A 16,238-nucleotide genomic window follows, 5' to 3' on the forward strand; every position below is an offset into this window, starting at 1 on the left:
GCGGGTCCGAGGCCGCCGGACCAACGGGCGACGGGGGCGGCGCTGACCCCTGCCGATCAGCCAACATCCGGGCGCTAAACAACCGCCAAGCAACGGCCAAGTGCCGGCCACCGCGCAGTGGGGCGGCTTCAGCTCTGCGCGCGGGGCGACCGCTTCAGCAGAGCGCGCGCAGGGCGACGGCGACGCGTTCGTGTTCGGCGACGATCTCCCGAACCAGTGGGCCCACCTCGTCGGCGGCGCCGGTGTGGGTCTCGACCCGCTGGCACAGCCGGGCCAGGTCGGTGGCCCCGAAGCTGGCGCCGAGGCCCTTCAGGGTGTGCGCGGCGCGGTGCACCGAGTCGGGGTCGGAACTGGCCGCGGACAGCGTGTCCACCAGCCTCGGCGCGTCTGTGAGGAAGTCGGTGATCAGGCCGGACAGGGCTGCCGTGGTCCCACCGAGAAGCTCGCTCAGCCGCTCGAGCGCGGCCGGATCCAGGACGGGCCGGCCGCCCGGTGGTTGTGCCCGAGCCAGAGCGGCGACGAGGTCGGGGCGCACAAGTGGCTTGGTGAGGTAGTCGTCCATGCCTGCCGCCAGGCAGGCCTCCCGCGCGCCGGGCTGTGCGTTGGCGGTGAGCGCGATGATCCACGGCCCCCGGCCGCCAAAGTGAGCCCGGATCCGGCGGGTGGCGTCCAGGCCGTCGATGTCGGGCATCTGGACGTCCATGAGCACGACGTCGTACCGCCCGCGCCGCACCGCGGCCACCGCCTCGGCGCCGCTGCTTACGAGATCGGCACGATGGCCAAGTCCGGTGAGCTGAAGGAGCACCAGTCGCAGGTTCACCGCGTGATCGTCGGCCACCAGGAGCCGCATGGCCTCGGCTCCGTCCGCTGCCCGCGCCGGGTTCGCGGGGCCGGCAGTGGACGGGGCCACCGACGCCCCGACGGCGGCCGGGCGGGCGACCGCCGCGGTCATCGCCCGGAACAGCGGGGCTGGGCGGATCGGCCGGGTCACCACCGAGACGTCGCGCGGGGCGTCGGGCCCAGGGAGACGGCCGAAGGAGGTGATCAGCACGATCGGCACCTGCTCCCCGGCGGGGATGGCGCGCAGCGCCCTGGCCAACGCCAGCCCGTCCATCCGAGGGGGGCGATGATCGAGAACCACCGTGTCGTACCGGCGTCCGGCGCGCAGCCACCGAAGCGCGGTCTCGGTCGGTGCCGTGATGGTGATCCTCATGCGCCAGGACCGGACCAGCCAGTTCCCGACCAGGACGCGCGTCCGGGAGTCGCTGGTCACCAAGAGCACCTCCCGACCGGCCAGGGCGGAGGTGTCCTCAGGTACCGGATCCCGCCGCGCCAACGTCGCCGCCGCCGCCGGCATGGTGACGGTCATGGTGGTGCCGGAGCCGGGTTGGGAAGCAGCGGTGATCGTCCCGCCCATGAGGGCGGACAGCCGGCGGCAGATGGCCAGGCCCAGCCCGGTGCCGCCGTAGCGCCGCGAGGTGGACGTGTCGACCTGGCTGAACGAGTCGAAGATCGACTCCAGGCGCTCGGGTGGGATGCCGATGCCGGTGTCGCGCACGATGAAGCGCCACTCGTGCGTGCCTTCGACGCCACCCGAGGACGCGTCGACCGTGACGGTCACCTCGCCTCGTTCGGTGAACTTCACCGCGTTGCTCAGCAGGTTGAGCAGGATCTGCCGGATCCGCGTCGGGTCGCCGACCATGGCCGCCGGGGTGCCGGGTTCGATGTTGCAGGCCAGTTCGATGTTCTTGGCGCCGGCATCGGCCGAGACGAGATCGATGGCGGCCTCCACGCATTCGGCGACGTGGAACGGCACCTGTTCCAGGCTGAGGCGGCCGGCCTCGATCTTGGAGAAGTCGAGGATGTCGTTGATCAGCAGAAGCAACGAGTGCGCGCTGTCGTGGACGACCTCGGTGAGGTGTCGCTGGTCGGCGTCGAGACGGCCGTCCAGGAGCAGCCCCGACATGCCGATGACCGCGTTCATCGGGGTCCGGATCTCGTGGCTCATGGTGGCCAGGAAGGCGCTCTTGGCGGCGTTGGCGCTCTGGGCGGAGGAGGCGGCGTGGCGCAGCGCATCGGCGGTGCGGACCCGATCGGCGACCTGGCCGAGCTGCGCCGCCAGGTCCGACAGGAGGGCCAGCAGAGCGGTGTCCGGGGCGGTGGGGTCGGCGGTGAGGAACTCCATCACGGCGACGACCTCCGCGCTGTCGCCTCGGCCGGTACGCACCGGGACGGCGATTCCCGCGCCCGGCCCCCGCGCCGTCCCGTGCTCGGAGGCGAGTTCGGGCAGCCAGACGGCCTCCCCGGTCGCCAGTGCCCGACCCGGCAAGCTCGACGGGCCGGGCGAGGCGGCGCTCGCGCGGAGGTCGGCGGACGTCGTCAAGGGCACCAGCCGGTCGCCGTATCGGTGGTAGGTCCGGCCGACCGGCCATCCGGTGTGAGCGCGGACCAGGTCGACCACGTCGGCCGCCGCCTCGGAGAGGTCGGTGGCTCGATGTGCCGCAGCGGCAACATGGTGCAGCAACCGCAGCTCGGCGGAGCGACCCTGGACCCTTTCGGTCATCTCGTTGTAACGCATTGCCAGGGAACGCAGTTCACCTACTCCCGCGACCCGCGCCCGGACATCTGCCTCCCCGGCGGCGATCCGGGCTGTCGCGGCGTCGAGCTCCGCGACCGGGCGCAGCACCGCCCGGCGTGTCACGAGGGCGAACACCGCCATCCCCGCGAGGAGCAGCAGCCCCGCCACGACGGCGGCGACAGACCAGGCCCGGGCCTCGTCCGTCGCCCGCGCGGTCTCCCGGGCCGTGCGGGTGTCGACGAGCGTCAGCACCTGCCCGATCGGCTGCATGATCTCGTCCTTGGCCCGCAGATAGGACGCGTCGAACAGCATGTCCGTCGCCTGCTTGCGGTTGGCGGCACCGCCTTGGGCGGCCAGGGCGAACGCCCGCTTCTCGACGATGGCCAGGGCGTCCGAACGCTCCTTGGCCGTGGCGAGCAGGCCCAGCTCCTGGCGGGTGAACCCGGCCTGCGCGGCCAGCGTGGCGAAGGCAACCGGAGGACCGAACGGCGTGGGCCGCCGACCGGTGTCGGTCACCACGTCCCAATAGATGTTGTCGTAGTTCTCCGGTCTTGGTGCCGTGCCGTCCCGGATCTCCAGGATCTCCTGAAACCAGGCGCGGTAGCGCGGCTGGCCGGTGACCACGTACGTCCGCGCCATCCGGGTCAGATCGTCAGAGGTCTGCCGCAGCTCGTAGGCCAGGCGGAGCGACTGCGACCGCCGGGCCTCGGCCTCGGCCGCCCGCCGCGTGCTGCTCTCGGCCTTCAAGCTGACCAGCAACAGCGCCGCCAGCAGGACCACACCGATGCCGACGCCGCTACGGACCAGACCGCGCAGCGACATCGGCGAGGAGTTCACGGGTGTTCGAGCCCGCTGCCGATCCGACCCCGGGAGACCTCCGCGCGAAGCGCGGCGATCTCAGTCCGAAGGGCTGTCTCCCGCTCAGCAGCCGACCGCCGGGCCTGGAGCGAGGCGCGCAACCGGGCCCGGAGCATCGTCGAGCTGTACGGCTTCGGCAGATAGTCGATCGCGCCCAGCTCGATGCAGCGCACCACGCTCTCCAGCTCCGGCACAGCCGACACCATGATCACCGGGACAGCCGCCAGGACGGGATCTGCCTTGATCTCAGCCAGAGTCGCATACCCGTCCAGTACCGGCATGAGCAGATCCAGCAGAACGATGTCGAACCCGCGCGGACCGTCATCAGCGGCCCTCAGTATCTCGAGAGCCCGGTGGCCGTTCTCGGCCGTCTCCACCTCGTGACCGAGCCCGGCCACCGCGGCCGCGAGGAGCTTGCGATTGATGGCGGTGTCATCGACCACCAGGACCCTGCCCGGCCGATCCGCGGACGGCGGCTCGTGGTCCGGCGTCGCCACCTCGGCCGTGACGACCGGCACGGCCGGCGGCGTGGGCGGCTGCCAGGCCAGGACCGGGTCCTGCCGCAGCACCGCCTGCTCCAGCTCGCGCAGCCGGACGCCCGGCTCGAGCCCCAGTTCGTCGTGAAGCACCCGGCGGGTCTCGCGATAGGTGGCCAGCGCTTCCACCTGCCGCCCGCACCGGTACAGCCCGAGCATCAGTTGTGCCCGGAGCCGCTCTCGCAGCGGGTGCCGGCGCACCCGCTGTTCCAGCTCGGCAACCAGTGCGGCGTGCCGGCCCAGGGAGAGCTCGGCGTCGATCCGGTCCTCGACCGCGCCAAGGTGCAGTTCCGTCAACCGGGCCGCCGCGGCCCGGACGAACGGCGTGACGGGGACATCGACCAGTGCCGGGCCGCGCAGCATCGCCTCGGCGCGCAGCAGCGACCGCGCCGCCCGCTCGGGGTCCCCGGCGTCGAGCGCCTCCCGGCCACGCACGACCAGGTCGGCGAAAGCGTGCGCGTCCACGGCATCGGGCTCGACGTCGAGCAGGTAGCCGGGAGACGCCGTGACCAGGACGGTCGCCGCTCTACCACGGGAACGCTCCGGTTCGAGCGCCCGGCGCAGCTGCGAGACGAAGACCTGTACCGTGGCCGCGGCCCGGGCCGGGGGCTGTTCCGGCCACAGGTCGTCGATGAGCTGATCGACCGAAACCACCCTGCGTACCCGGAGCAGGAGCGAGGCGAGAACAGCGCGCTGCTTGGGGCCACCGACGTCCACCGGCTGTCCGTCCCGGTACACCTCGACGCGGCCGAGCAGCCTGAACTCGAGGCCTGGCATCTGTCGATCGTCACCAGCAGGTATTCACGACATGTAAGCGACAAATTACGTTTGCATGGCGGGTCCCTGTGGCTGGGTTGGTATTGCGCCAATGCGCCGTCACGCCGCTCGGGGCGGTCGTTCGAAGACCGCGGCTGGCGATGGTGCTAGCGGCGGCGGGTGGGGCCGGCCGCCGTGGCGGTGGGGAGGTCGCGGCTCGGAACGCGGCCGCGTGCCTGGCGTGTCGCGATCGCGGCGGACTGGACCAGGCGGTGGCCCAGTTCCAGGATGTGGTCGATCTGGATCGGGTGCTCGGGTCCGGTGATGCTCAACGAGAGCAGGACTCGGCCGATCGGGTCGAAGATCGGGGCGGCGATGGTCTTGACCGCGATCTCGTCTGAGCCGGCCAGGCCGTCGAACCAAGCTCCGCGGCCGCGCCGGCGGCCTCGCCTCGATCGACTGTCGGACCTGGCTGTGACACTGAGCTGGTGGTCGTCGTTTTCGATAGCGAGCTGTGGATATGGGATGCCCGGCGTACGGACAGCTGGACGTTCGTAAGCCTGCCTGCCGAAGCTTCCGAGGAGATCCGCGAGCGGGCTGGCGGGCTGCGTCGCGGCTTCGGGTCACTGCGGGTGCGGGTCACGGTCGGCGGCAGCTCGTGGACGACCTCGGTCTTCCCCGACAGCGCTCGTGGCTACGTGCTGCCTGTCAAGCGCGCCGTCCGCCAGGCCGAAGCGCTGGAGCCGGGTGACATCGCGACCGTGACCGTCGAGCTCGTCGACCTGTGACCCTCGGTGACGGCGGTGCCTTTGGCGAGGAGTTCTTGCGCTCTTCTGGCGGGCTGGTTGACGAGCGGCCGGCTGGCGGACGCGGGCGCTCGCTGTCCTGACGGATGCGCTGGCGACCGCAGGCCACCACGACCGCGTAGTCGACATCGACAACGGCAACCGCCTGACCGCCTACGCCATCCCCGGCCCGGCCGGCGCCGGGCGTGATCGGTTGGAGCGTTGCCACCCGGCGTGCGCGCCGCCGCGCCCCATGTCCGGCTGGTTCAGACGGAGCTGGTGGTGTCGGTGACGACAGTGGAAAGGCCGTTGCCGAGGGCGCCGAGCCAGCCGACTGCTGTGTGCACGAGAGCCGCGGCGTCGCCGGGCGCGGTCATGACGTAGAAAGCCGCGAAGATCCAGAATGCCCATGGCAGTACAGCCTTCATCGTTGCGCCAACCCCCCCATGGACAGCATGTGGTCAGACCATAACCGTCCGCTGTCGGCGCTGCTGGCTCGATGGTGATCGTCTCGGCGTCGGTCGTGCACCACGGCACCCGGTCGGCATCAAGACAGCGGTACCGGATCTCCGGGATTGGCCGAGACCGTGGTCGACCCAACTCGGCATACCGGATCTTGGCCGGAGCGAACGTGCGCCCCGCGGGGTGGCGGACGAGCCGGGAGCTGGAGGAAGCACTGATCTAAGAAAATCAAGATCAACTTCTTGAAAATTGAAGTTTCTGCGAGTACAACTTGATATATGACAGAGCGGGCGATGGATTGGCAGGAACTCACGAACCTGACCAGGGGCCAGCCGTTCGTCGTCGAGCGGGTGCGTCTGGCGAGCAGCGGCGTCGCGGTCGAGGGCGAGTTCGAGCTACCGCAACTGGCCCAGCTGGGCGTCGAGGATCAGGTCTTCGTCACGGCGTTCGTGCGGTGCCACGGTTCCATCAAGGAGATGGAGCGGATCTTCGGGGTGAGCTACCCGACGATCAAATCGCGACTGAACCGGATCATGCAGATGCTCGACTTCGTCGAGACGGATCCGGCGCCGTCGCGGGCCGACATCATCGATCGGCTGCGCCGCGGCGAGATCACCGCCCAGCAGGCACTGTCCGCCTTGGAGGGTCGCACATGATGCCGCAGTTGGTGACCGCACGGGTCAAACGCCCGGACGGTCGTCCCATCCGGATCTGGGTCCCGGTACTCCCCGTAGTGCTCGTGTTCTCACCGGTCCTGGTCCTGGCCGTACTGGTAGCGGCCGTGGCCTGCCTCGTGTACCGCGTCAGTGCGATGCGGGCACTCGGCACCGGTTGGCGCATCGTCTCCGCGTTGCCCGGCACCCGGGTCGACGTCGAGCAGGGCCGTACGGCTGTGCTCGTAACTATCCGATAAGAGAGGTCCGATGAACGAACAGCGCAAGGACATCCTCGACATGCTGGCTGAGGGCAAGATCACCGCCGAGGAGGCGGAGCAGCTCATCGCCGCGCTCGAACGGGACCAGCCGCCGGCGGCGGCGAGTCTCGACGCACGGCCGAAGGGCAAGGCGAAGTATCTGCGGGTGGTGGTGGACACCCTTGAGAACGGTGAGCCGGGGCGGGTCAACGTGCGGGTGCCGCTGCAGCTGCTGCGGGCCGGCGTGCGGCTGGCGGCCCTGATCCCGCCGCAGGCACTGGGTAAGGCCAACGCCGAACTGAACAAGTCGGGCGTGCCGTTCGACCTGACGCAGCTCAAGCCCGAACAGCTCGAGACGCTCGTGGAGCACCTCGACGAGATGACCGTGGAGGTCGACCAACCCGATGCCAAAGTGCGTGTCTTCTGCGAGTAGGCACCGTCCAGTTGGACGGACCCCGAGAGGGTGCTCGAACACCCTCCCGAGGCCGCGCCCGCTACAGCAGAGCACAGGTGAACTGCCAACCCGAAGTCTAGCCACTCGTCGGCGCGTAGCGGAGGGGCCACTCGGACGAGTGGCCCCTCCTCCTGTTCAAGCGTCCACAGTGGTCAACGAAAGTCCGCGCGACCTTGATCTCGTGCCGTTCGTTGTCCCGTACCCGCAGGACGGCGCCGATCGGTGTGCGTGGAATGTCGGTGCCTGGCCGCATCCTGGCCACAGGTTTGTGGCCACCGAGGGAGCGCCGTGTTCGTCCTGGCAGTAGCGCGGCACCGCCATCCGCATCGAGATCCCGACACCGCCACCGGCGGACGCACGATACGGCGAGTCCCCCACGATCATCCTGGTTGCCGACCTAGACCTCCACGGCGGCCGGCTGCGCCTGTCCGTCGCGAGAGCTCACGGTCGGCCACGACCATCCTGAGCAGGGCCGATGACGTGTCCGGCAAGCACGGTGTCGCGCAACGCGGCGGCGCGGACGTTCGGGCCGGTGGCGGAGGTCCTTGTTGATCGCCACGGCCGGCTCCATTGCCGCTGTCCGACGAGGAACGCCTGTGGGTCGCCGTCGGGGCAGTCCCTCGACGTGAGCGCCCCGGCAACCAGCGCGGCGGCTCGCTCCATGGCCGCGATGCTTTCTCTGTCACCGATCGCGACACCGTAGAAGCGGAAGAGCCGGTAGTGCAGATCTTCACGGAAACAGGGCGCCGCTGGGTCGTGGTCGCTGCACACCACCGCCCGTCGCCCTTCGGGCAGCCGGACCTCCAGACGGCGAGCAGGCTCTGGAAGCTGCCCACAGGCGACACATTGCTCAAATATGACAATCATTTATTCCCCCGTCGCGGCTGCTTAGTGCCGCATCGGAATTGTGGCACACAAGTCGGACAAGGAGGCCAAGACCCTGCGTCTCCTCGGGCGACGACCCCGTGAACGAGCCTGTGACCGGCTGGATGGTGTCGCCGCGGTAGGGACTGAACCTGGCGGCGAGAAGGCGCCAGTGATCAATTAGCTTGGTCGTTGTCTCCGTCCGCGGTGGCGTGCTGAGGGTGGTGTTGCGGGAAGTCCGGAGACGAAGTCGAGTGCCGCTGTGAGCAGGCTGGTCCATTCGTCGAACCTGTTCGCCGGAATGGCGGCCCACTGGCGGAAGGTTCGCCCCGCTGGGGCGAAGGGTTCGGCGGTGCCGTCGGCGCGCAAGCACGGTCCCGCGGGGCGGTGTCAGTTCGACCTGGCCGCTCGGCGGCACGGCCGCGCCACCAACGGCGGCTGGTGGCGCCTGCCGCGGCGCCCACCCGAGGCGGGGGCGGACGTCCTCAAGCTGACCTGAGCCACGGTCCGCGAGGACTGACGCCCCCGCCTCGACACTGGCCCGCTGATCGGCTCGCCGACCCGGCGGGGCCGGACCGCCTGTCTGGCCTTGAGTCTGGAATGAGTACATGCTTACTCTCATCGACTGGTACGGCGCCCCGTGGCCGTGCTCGCGGGCAGGAGGATGTCGGGCAGGAGGATGTCATGTCCGTTCCATCGGCTGAGGACTTAGATCCGTTCGATCTGGCTCAGGCGGGGCGCCATCACGAGGTGCTGGCCGACATGATGCCGACGCCCTCGACGCCCTCGACGCCGCCGGCCCCGCGTATCGGCGCCCCACGGTGAGGGACCGACCGCTGATCGTGATTCATCGAGACGCCTGTTCACCACCAACATCGCGCTGTTCGGCCGCTGGGAGCCCGGCTCATCGGCCCACGGAGTCGGGAGGATCCCTGTGAGTACCGAAACCGTCTTCGCCCATCCGGACCTCGGCTACGAGCTGATCGACGCCGACCATCACTACTACGAACCGTACGACTGCTTCAGCCGCTTCATCGACCCTGCGTTCGCCGACCGAGTCATCAATGTGCGCGTCGACCAGAAGGGCCGTGGCAAGCTCTACTTCGGCGACCGGCAGTTCCGCTACATGCGGGTGATCCAGACGGACTACATCGGCGCGCCCGGTTCCCTGCGGACGATGCTCGACAACCCGGACAGCACCGACGGGTTCGTCCACCGGGAGCTCATCCGGGGGTGGGACTACCCGGACATGATGCGGCGCGCCCCCCGGCTGGCGAAGATGGACTCCGAGCGGGTGCAGGCGGGCCTGATGCTCGGTACCGCGATGCTGCAGGCCGAGAACGAGCTGCACGACGACATCCCCGCCCTGTACGCGAACATCCGCTCCTACAACCGGTGGCTGGACGAGGAGTGGGGCTTCAACCGGGACAACCGGATCATCACCGCGCCGATGATCTCGCTGATGGACGCCGAGCTGGCCATCGCCGAGATCGACCGGGTCATCGCCGCCGGCGCGCGCGCCGTCGTCATGAAGCCCGGCCCGCTGTGGGGCCGCTCCCCGGTCGACCCCGTCTACGACGGCTTCTGGTCGCGGCTGCGGGACGCGAACGTGAAACTCGTCTTCCACAGCACCGACCCGCGTTACCTGGCCACCCTCGGCGTCCAGTTCGGTGAGTCGGCGACGCCCCCGCTGCAGGGCCAGACCCCGTTCCAGTGGTACCTCACCGCCGGCAAGCCGGTTGCCGACACGCTTGCCTCCTACGTCCTCAACAACCTGTTCGGCCGGTTCCCGGGCCTGACCGTCGTCGCGCTTGAGTGCGGCATCAACTGGGTCGTCCCGCTCCTGCACGACGTCGACCACGCCGCGCACATGGGCCGCAAGGGCTACTGGCCCGGCGGTGAGGTGATCGGGCGGCCGAGCGAGGTCCTCATGGAGCACCTCTACGTCTCGCCGTTCTACGAGGAGGACGTCGTCGGGCTGGTGCGGGCGATCGGTCCGGAGCGGGTGCTGTTCGGCTCGGACTACCCGCACCCGGAGGGCGTCGCGCACGCGATCGAGTGGGTGAACAAGCTCGACGGTCTCGACGACCGCGAGGTACGCATGATCATGCGCGGCAACGCGGCGCGCCTGCTCGGCCTCGAGGACTGACGCCGCCGGCCCGAGACCGGACCGGCATCGCCGGGTCCCGACGCGGCGAGCGCCTCCATGCCACAGGCACCAGAAAGGGAACGGACGTACAGGTGAGCGATGCCGTCAACCGCCCAGCCGGCATGCCCGATCCCGTCGTGGCACCGATCAACGAGGGGATGTGGCGCGCGGCCGCGGCCGGACGCCTTGACGTGCAGCGGTGCGCATCCTGCGGTGCGCACCGCTATCCGCCCACTGACGGCTGCTACCGCTGCGGCTCGGTGAGGTGGGACTGGTCGACGTTGCCCGGCACCGGCACCGTCTATTCCTACATCTGGGTGCCCGACCGGACTCGGACGGGCACCCCGGAGGCGCCGGCGGTCTACAACGTCGCCGTCGTCACGCTCGAGGGCACCGAGGGAGATCCCGCGCGCATCCTCAGCAACGTGATCGACGCCTGGAGTCCGGACGATCTCCACGTCGGAGACCGGGTCGCGCTCGCGCCGGTCGGTTTCGGTGACGGGGACGACCTGGCCCTGCCCTGCTTCCGGATGCTGTCATGAGCGAGTTCCGCCGGGACGCGGCCTGCGTCGTGGGGATCGGGCACTCGGCCTACGGCACCCGGGGCTCGCTGGCGCCTCTGGGCCTGGGCCGCATCGCGCTCGACGCGGTCCTCGACGCCTGTGCCGACGCCGGTCTCGACGCACCCGACATCGACGGGTTCGCCGGCTACTGCGACGACCCGACCTGGCCGGCCGACCTCGCCGTCGCGCTCGGTACCAAGGAGTTCCGGTACTCGGGCCTGGTCTGGGGCGGCCGTGGATCGGGCGTGCCGGGCGCGGTGGCCAACGCCTACGCCGCCGTCGCGACCGGCCTGGCCGACTATGTCGTGGTGGTGCGTTCGCTCATCCAGCAGGCGCGCCTCGGTCAGTCGGTGGCCGCCGGCGTGCAGCCGGGGCAGGCGATCCCGCTGGCGGCGTCGTACACCGCGCCGTTCGGGATGGCGCTTCCGGCGGCGATCTACGCGTTGAAGGCGCGCCGGCACATGGCGCTCTACGGCACCACCACCGACCAGTTCGCCGAGGTCACCATCAACGCGCGGCGCAACGCCGTGAACAACCCCGACGCGCGGTTCCGCGAGGAGATCACCGTCGAGGAGCACCACGCCTCCCGGCTGGTCTGCGACCCGCTCCGGCTGCTGGACTGCTGCATGGAGTCCGACGGCGCCGCCGCGCTCATCGTCACCACCCCCGAACGCGCCCGGGATCTGCGCCACCCGCCGGTGAGCATTCGCGCCGTCGCGACGACCGGCGAGTACAAATGGGCCACCGCGTCGTTCAACACCATCGACGAGGACTACGTCAGTACCGGTCACCGCCGCGCCGCTCGCGACCTCTACCACCGCGCCGGCCTGGGACCCGATGACGTCGACGTCGCGCTGTTCTACGACGGGTTCACCCCGTCCGTCATCATGAGCCTCGAGGACTGGGGCTTCTGCGACATCGGCGAGGGCGGCCCGTTCGTCGCCGACGGCGGCATCCGCCGGGAGGGCCGCCTTCCGGTCAACACCCACGGGGGAAACCTCGCCGAGGTCTACCTGCAGGGCATCACTCATCTGCTCGAGGGCGTCCGGCAGCTGCGCGGCACGGCCATCAACCAGATCGCCGACGCCTCCGTCGCGCTCTACGCGTCGGGCGTGGGCGCCTCCCCGGGTGGGGGAGTGCTGCTGTCCCGGTAGCCGCCAGCGGAGGCGCGGCCCGCCAGCGGAGGCGGGGCCTGCTCCAGGCAGTGCGCGGGAGCAGGCCCCGGACGATCGACGTCGTCGCGTCGGCGGGCGCCTCACCGTGTGGTCAGCGCGAGGTACCCGTCCTCGATGGCGGGCTCCACCGGTCGGGCCCGCGGGTCCGGCGCCGCGGGCGCCACGACCCGGTACCGCGTGCCGCCCTCGTGTGGCAGCGCGGACACGACCATTCCCTCGGCCGGCGGCGGCCCATCGGTGACGACCGACCACACCCGGCCCCGCGCGCGGTGGGTCAGCTCGTCAACCGTGCCGCGGAAGATGAGCCGGCCCCTGGCGAGCACCGCCACCTCGCCGCAGGTCTGCGCGATGTCGTCGACGATGTGCGTGCTCAGCAGCACGGTGCGCCGGCCGGCGAACTGGGACAGCAGGGTGCGGAAGCGAATCCGCTCCTGCGGGTCAAGTCCCGCGGTCGGCTCGTCCACGATCAGCAGTTGCGGGTCGGCGAGCAATGCCTGGGCGATGCCGACCCGTTGCCGCATCCCGCCGGAGAAGCCGCGCAGCCGGCGGTCGGCGTCCCCGGTCAGGGCGACCACCTCGAGCAGCTCCCCGACGCGCCGGCGGCGCGTCGTACGGTCGTCCACGCCCTTGAGCAGCGCGAGGTAGTCCAGGAACTGACGCGCCGTCAGGTCGGGATAGACGCCGAGGTCCTGCGGCAGGTAGCCGAGACCGCGCTGCACGGCGGTGCGCCCCGCGCCGGTGCTCATGTCGTGCCCGCCCACGGTGACCCGCCCGGACGTCGGCCGTACCAGGCCGGCGAGGATGCGCATCAGCGTGGTCTTGCCGGCGCCGTTCGCGCCGAGCAGCCCGAACATGCCGGTGGGCACGGTCAGGTCCAGGCCGTCGAGGGCGGCCACCCCGCCGCGGTACGTCTTCGTCAGGCCGGAGATCTCGATCCGCATGGGGTTTCCTCTGCTTGTCGTCGTTCGGGTGGCTTCAGGCTCGACGGGCGCGCACCGCGTGGCCTCCGGCGAGTGCGGCGGCCGCGACCACCAGCAGCACCGCGATGGACAGCCAGGCGGTCGTCGGTGTCGGGGCCGGCCGCAGGAAGTTCAGCGTGGCGCCGGGCACCGGGCCGGCCCAGGTGTCGTCGCCGTCGATGCCGTGGAAGTCGAGCAGCGCGTCGAGCGGGTAGCCGCCGAGCGGGTGGACGAGGGTCCGCGCGAGCGTCGGCATCATGTCCGGCACGACCACGTTGCCCCAGAGCCAGTAACCGACGAAGATCACGCGGAACAGCGGCGCAGGCATGACCAGGGGCAGCGTCAGCGCGAAGGCGGCCACGAACAGCAGGCCCGGCACGATCACCACGGCGCAGGTGGCCAGCGCCCAGCCGAGCGCCTGGGGGGCGTCGGTGTGCACCGCGTACGCCGCGGCGAAGCCGAAGTACACCACCAGGATCGGTACGGCCGTCGCGGCGCCCGCGCCGAGGTACTTGCCGACGAGCCGGGCACCCGGCCGGGCGGGCGTGGCGTCCAGGATCGGCGCCACCCGCAGCCGGTCGTCGCGGATGAGCCGATCGGCGAGCAGGCAGCCGAACCCGATCGACAGCAGCGCGTGCACCTGGACCGCCAGGCCGACGACGGCGGTTCTGGCCTCGGCCGGCTGCCCTTTCCTCTCGTTGGGGTCGAACAGGTCACGCAGCAGGCTGCCGCCGATCAGCAGGAACAGCACGACGGTCAGTGCGGGCACGATCCACACCGACCGTTTGCGGACCTGCATGCGGAACTCGTACCTCAGGCTCGCGCCGAGCGTGCGCGCGGTCTGGCTGGTCATTCGTCCTCCTCGCCGATGAGCCGTTCCGAGCGGGCCAGCACGACCAGGGCCAGCGCGACGAGCGCGGCCGCCGCGCCGAGCAGCGCCAGCCGGTTCTCGGTCCAGTCGCCGGGCACCGCGCCGCGGGTCGTGGCGAACAGGTAGAGCAGCCGTCCTGGCAGGTGCCGCTGCGCCAGGTCACCGAAGAACTGCTGGATCGTCCAGAGCGTGGTGACCAGCGCACCGGCCGCCGCCGGGCCGCGGAACACGGCGCCCGCCGCGAAGCCCACGGCCCCCAGCCCGGCGGTCGGCGCCACCCAGGTGAGCTGCCCGGCGAACGGCCCGTGGTTGGCCGGCCAGCGCGCCCACCAGCCGGTGGCGATCAGCACGGCCGCCGTCAGCCCGGCGACCACCGCGGCCCAGCCCAGCGTCACCACCATGCGCCGCAGCAGCGTGACGCGGTACGGCGTGGGCGCGGCGAGCTGCAGCTCCACCGCCGGGTCCCGTCCGACCAGCGAGGCGCAGGCGACACCGGCGGCGAGCGGCACCGCCATCTCCAGGGCGCCGAGCAGGATGCGGGCCGTCGTCGCGTCGCCCGGCCGCGGGTTGGCGAGCGCGGCCGAGACGCCCAGCGCGACGGCGATCGGCGGACCGAGCAGGGCCGCCCATCCCGCCCGGCGCGCCTCGTACCGCCAAAGCGTCAGTGGTCTCACATCGGATGGGTAGCGCGCCAGCCGCCCGACGGTTCACCGTCGTAGGGACCAAGGCGCCCGGCCATCACCACCGCGGCGATCCCGAACACGGCGCTCACGACGAGGACCGCCGCGTTCGTGGACCAGGCGTCCACGATGAACCTCGCCGGCCAGTCGTCGCTGGCGAACACACCGCCCGCCAGCACTCGCGTCGCCCACAGTCCGATGGCGGCGCCGACCGCGACGTCCGGCCCGAACCGGACGGCGACCAACAGGCTGACCGAGGACAGCAGCGCCATCGGCCCGAGCCAGGCGGCGATCAGCGCGTGCAGGCTGGCGGCCCCGTCCACCGCGGCGGCGGTCAACGCGGCGGAGGCCGCCACCGCGAGCACCAGGTCGTATCCGAACACCAGCGCGAGGCGCACCAGCAGCAACAGCGGGCCGGCCGTCGGGGTGGCGGCGACCAGTTCGGCGGCCGGGTCGCGTCGTGACCGGTACGTGCCTGCCACACCCGCCGCGGCCACGATCGGGGCGACCAACGCGAGCACCACGTCGGCGCCGGTCGCGGGCCGCGGGGCGGCTGCCGCCTGAACCAGAACGATGGCCACGCCGAGCGCCATCACCAGCGCCGAGGCGACGGGCACGGCCAGCCGGATCAGCCGGGCCTCGGCCACGACCAGCGCCCCGGCGTACCGCGGCCGTCTCGTCCAGGAACCGTCGCCCGGTGGGTCGGCGGGCCCCTCGATCGCGCTCCGGGTCAGCACGGCCCGCACCATCCACGCGGCGTCCGGTGCCGCGTCGCCCGGCGCCGCGGCATCCGCGATCGCCCGCCAGGCGGCGAGGTCCGCGCGGCAGCGCGCGCAGCCCGCCAGGTGCGCGCGGACCCGGTCGCGGTCCGCGCCGCGCAGCGAGCCAGCGGCGTACGCGGGCAGCATCTCGTTCATTCGGCCACCTCCTGAGCGGTGAGCGCGGCGGCGACGGCGGCCCGGGCGTGATGCAGCCGGCTCTTCACCGTGCCGACGGGGATCGCGAGCACCTCGGCGACGTCGGCGAGCGGCAGACCGGCCACGAACACCAGCGCGATCACGTCGCGGTGGTGGTCGGGCAGCCGGTCGATGGCCGCGGCCACCGGTGTGCCGCCCGCCGCCGCGATCGCCAGCTCGTCGGGGCCGGCGCCCTGGTCGGGCCGATCGGGCAGGGGGACGCCGAGAGTCTCCGGGCCGGACCGGCCGCGCAGACGGTTGTGCGCCTGGCGGCGGGCGATCCCGAACAGCCAGGTGGTCACCTTCGAGCGGCCCTCGAAGGCGGCGGCCGACCGCCAGACCGCCAGCATCGTGTCCTGGAGGATCTCCTCGGCGGTCATCCGGTCGCCGGCCAGCCGGTAGAGGTAGCCGAACAGCGCGCCGGCGTGCCGCTCGTAGAGCCGGGTCAGCGCGCCAACGTCGCCGGCGGCGACCGCGTGTAACAGCGCCTCATCGCTGTCCGGCTCAGGTCGCGCCATCCGCCCACCTCCTCCGCCTGAAGGTAGGTAGCGAGCGGAAGGGCGAACGGTTCACCACGGCTCCGGCCGCTATTTGGCCGCGGGAACGTGGACTGTCAGCCGTTCTGTACTGAGATCCATGATCTCGGAGCCGGGCATGGCGACCGCCTTTCGAGATCAAG

Annotated in this window: 18 protein-coding genes; 8 read left to right on the plus strand and 10 right to left on the minus strand. The window is 71.3% G+C overall.

The genetic code is table 11. From position 1 onward, the window contains the following. Positions 1-154: 154 nt before the first annotated feature. From BCD48_RS00810 to BCD48_RS45175, 3 genes are all read right to left on the minus strand, one after another. Entirely contained in the window at positions 155-3,415 is a 3,261-nt protein-coding gene (locus BCD48_RS00810) for a hybrid sensor histidine kinase/response regulator (RefSeq protein WP_071046274.1), read from the minus strand. Continuing rightward, positions 3,412-4,749 (minus strand): BTAD domain-containing putative transcriptional regulator, encoded by a 1,338-nt coding sequence (locus BCD48_RS00815; RefSeq protein WP_071046275.1) that lies wholly within the window; start codon positions 4,747-4,749, stop codon positions 3,412-3,414. Before BCD48_RS00815 ends, BCD48_RS00810 begins: the two co-directional genes overlap by 4 nt. Positions 4,750-4,895: 146 nt before the next feature. Further along, entirely contained in the window at positions 4,896-5,060 is a 165-nt protein-coding gene (locus tag BCD48_RS45175) for a hypothetical protein (RefSeq protein WP_241841421.1), read from the minus strand. A gap of 156 nt (positions 5,061-5,216) precedes the next feature. Between BCD48_RS45175 and BCD48_RS00820 the strand changes: the two genes are divergently transcribed. Further along, on the plus strand, positions 5,217-5,516 hold the full coding sequence (locus tag BCD48_RS00820; RefSeq protein ID WP_071046276.1) for a DUF1905 domain-containing protein: 300 nt from the start codon (positions 5,217-5,219) through the stop codon (positions 5,514-5,516). A gap of 263 nt (positions 5,517-5,779) precedes the next feature. Here the strand turns inward: BCD48_RS00820 and BCD48_RS51860 are convergent, their stop codons facing one another. Next, positions 5,780-5,941, minus strand: coding sequence for a hypothetical protein (locus BCD48_RS51860; protein WP_198543016.1), 162 nt, complete (start codon positions 5,939-5,941; stop codon positions 5,780-5,782). Positions 5,942-6,268: 327 nt separating this feature from the next. On the opposite strand from BCD48_RS51860, the gene BCD48_RS00825 reads away from it, so the two are divergent. From BCD48_RS00825 to BCD48_RS00835, 3 genes are read left to right on the plus strand one after another with little or no spacing between them, the layout of a single operon-like run. Then, positions 6,269-6,631: a DUF2089 domain-containing protein gene (locus tag BCD48_RS00825; RefSeq protein ID WP_071046277.1), complete on the plus strand. Its 363-nt coding sequence runs from the start codon at positions 6,269-6,271 to the stop codon at positions 6,629-6,631. Then, positions 6,628-6,888, plus strand: a complete 261-nt coding sequence (locus BCD48_RS00830; RefSeq protein ID WP_071046278.1) for a hypothetical protein — start codon at positions 6,628-6,630, stop codon at positions 6,886-6,888. The genes BCD48_RS00825 and BCD48_RS00830 overlap by 4 nt, the downstream gene beginning before the upstream one ends. A 10-nt stretch (positions 6,889-6,898) precedes the next feature. Further along, on the plus strand, positions 6,899-7,321 hold the full coding sequence (locus tag BCD48_RS00835) for an SHOCT-like domain-containing protein (RefSeq protein WP_071046279.1): 423 nt from the start codon (positions 6,899-6,901) through the stop codon (positions 7,319-7,321). 462 nt (positions 7,322-7,783) lie between these two features. Here BCD48_RS00835 and BCD48_RS00840 read toward each other — a convergent pair whose 3' ends face one another. After that, positions 7,784-8,116, minus strand: coding sequence for a hypothetical protein (locus tag BCD48_RS00840; RefSeq protein ID WP_071046280.1), 333 nt, complete (start codon positions 8,114-8,116; stop codon positions 7,784-7,786). Between the two features lie 352 nt (positions 8,117-8,468). Between BCD48_RS00840 and BCD48_RS00845 the strand changes: the two genes are divergently transcribed. The 4 genes from BCD48_RS00845 to BCD48_RS00860 all read left to right on the plus strand — a co-directional run bounded on the left by BCD48_RS00845 (position 8,469) and on the right by BCD48_RS00860 (position 12,072). Then, the gene (locus tag BCD48_RS00845) at positions 8,469-8,705 is read left to right on the plus strand and encodes a hypothetical protein (RefSeq protein WP_071046281.1); all 237 of its coding nucleotides are present in this window, start codon (positions 8,469-8,471) and stop codon (positions 8,703-8,705) included. Between the two features lie 435 nt (positions 8,706-9,140). Then, a complete protein-coding gene (locus BCD48_RS00850) occupies positions 9,141-10,355 on the plus strand; it encodes an amidohydrolase family protein (RefSeq protein ID WP_071046282.1) in 1,215 nt (404 codons plus the stop codon). Between the two features lie 92 nt (positions 10,356-10,447). After that, on the plus strand, positions 10,448-10,897 hold the full coding sequence (locus BCD48_RS00855) for a Zn-ribbon domain-containing OB-fold protein (RefSeq protein WP_083417992.1): 450 nt from the start codon (positions 10,448-10,450) through the stop codon (positions 10,895-10,897). Continuing rightward, the gene (locus tag BCD48_RS00860; protein ID WP_071046283.1) at positions 10,894-12,072 is read left to right on the plus strand and encodes a thiolase C-terminal domain-containing protein; all 1,179 of its coding nucleotides are present in this window, start codon (positions 10,894-10,896) and stop codon (positions 12,070-12,072) included. The genes BCD48_RS00855 and BCD48_RS00860 overlap by 4 nt, the downstream gene beginning before the upstream one ends. 101 nt (positions 12,073-12,173) lie before the next feature. On the opposite strand, the gene BCD48_RS00865 is transcribed toward BCD48_RS00860, so the two are convergent. From BCD48_RS00865 to BCD48_RS00885, 5 genes are read right to left on the minus strand one after another with little or no spacing between them, the layout of a single operon-like run. Further along, positions 12,174-13,034 carry an ABC transporter ATP-binding protein gene (locus BCD48_RS00865; RefSeq protein ID WP_071046284.1) on the minus strand — a complete coding sequence of 287 codons (861 nt, stop codon included), beginning with the start codon at positions 13,032-13,034 and terminating at the stop codon, positions 12,174-12,176. 34 nt (positions 13,035-13,068) lie between these two features. Then, positions 13,069-13,905: an ABC transporter permease gene (locus BCD48_RS00870; RefSeq protein ID WP_071046285.1), complete on the minus strand. Its 837-nt coding sequence runs from the start codon at positions 13,903-13,905 to the stop codon at positions 13,069-13,071. Continuing rightward, positions 13,902-14,597: a hypothetical protein gene (locus tag BCD48_RS00875; RefSeq protein ID WP_071046286.1), complete on the minus strand. Its 696-nt coding sequence runs from the start codon at positions 14,595-14,597 to the stop codon at positions 13,902-13,904. Before BCD48_RS00875 ends, BCD48_RS00870 begins: the two co-directional genes overlap by 4 nt. Beyond that, entirely contained in the window at positions 14,594-15,520 is a 927-nt protein-coding gene (locus BCD48_RS00880) for a zf-HC2 domain-containing protein (protein ID WP_071046287.1), read from the minus strand. The genes BCD48_RS00875 and BCD48_RS00880 overlap by 4 nt, the downstream gene beginning before the upstream one ends. Further along, a complete protein-coding gene (locus tag BCD48_RS00885; RefSeq protein WP_071046288.1) occupies positions 15,517-16,077 on the minus strand; it encodes an RNA polymerase sigma factor in 561 nt (186 codons plus the stop codon). Before BCD48_RS00885 ends, BCD48_RS00880 begins: the two co-directional genes overlap by 4 nt. Between the last annotated feature and the right edge of the window lie 161 nt (positions 16,078-16,238).

The organism is Pseudofrankia coriaricola (assembly GCF_001854805.1).
GTDB lineage: Bacteria > Actinomycetota > Actinomycetes > Frankiales > Frankiaceae > Pseudofrankia.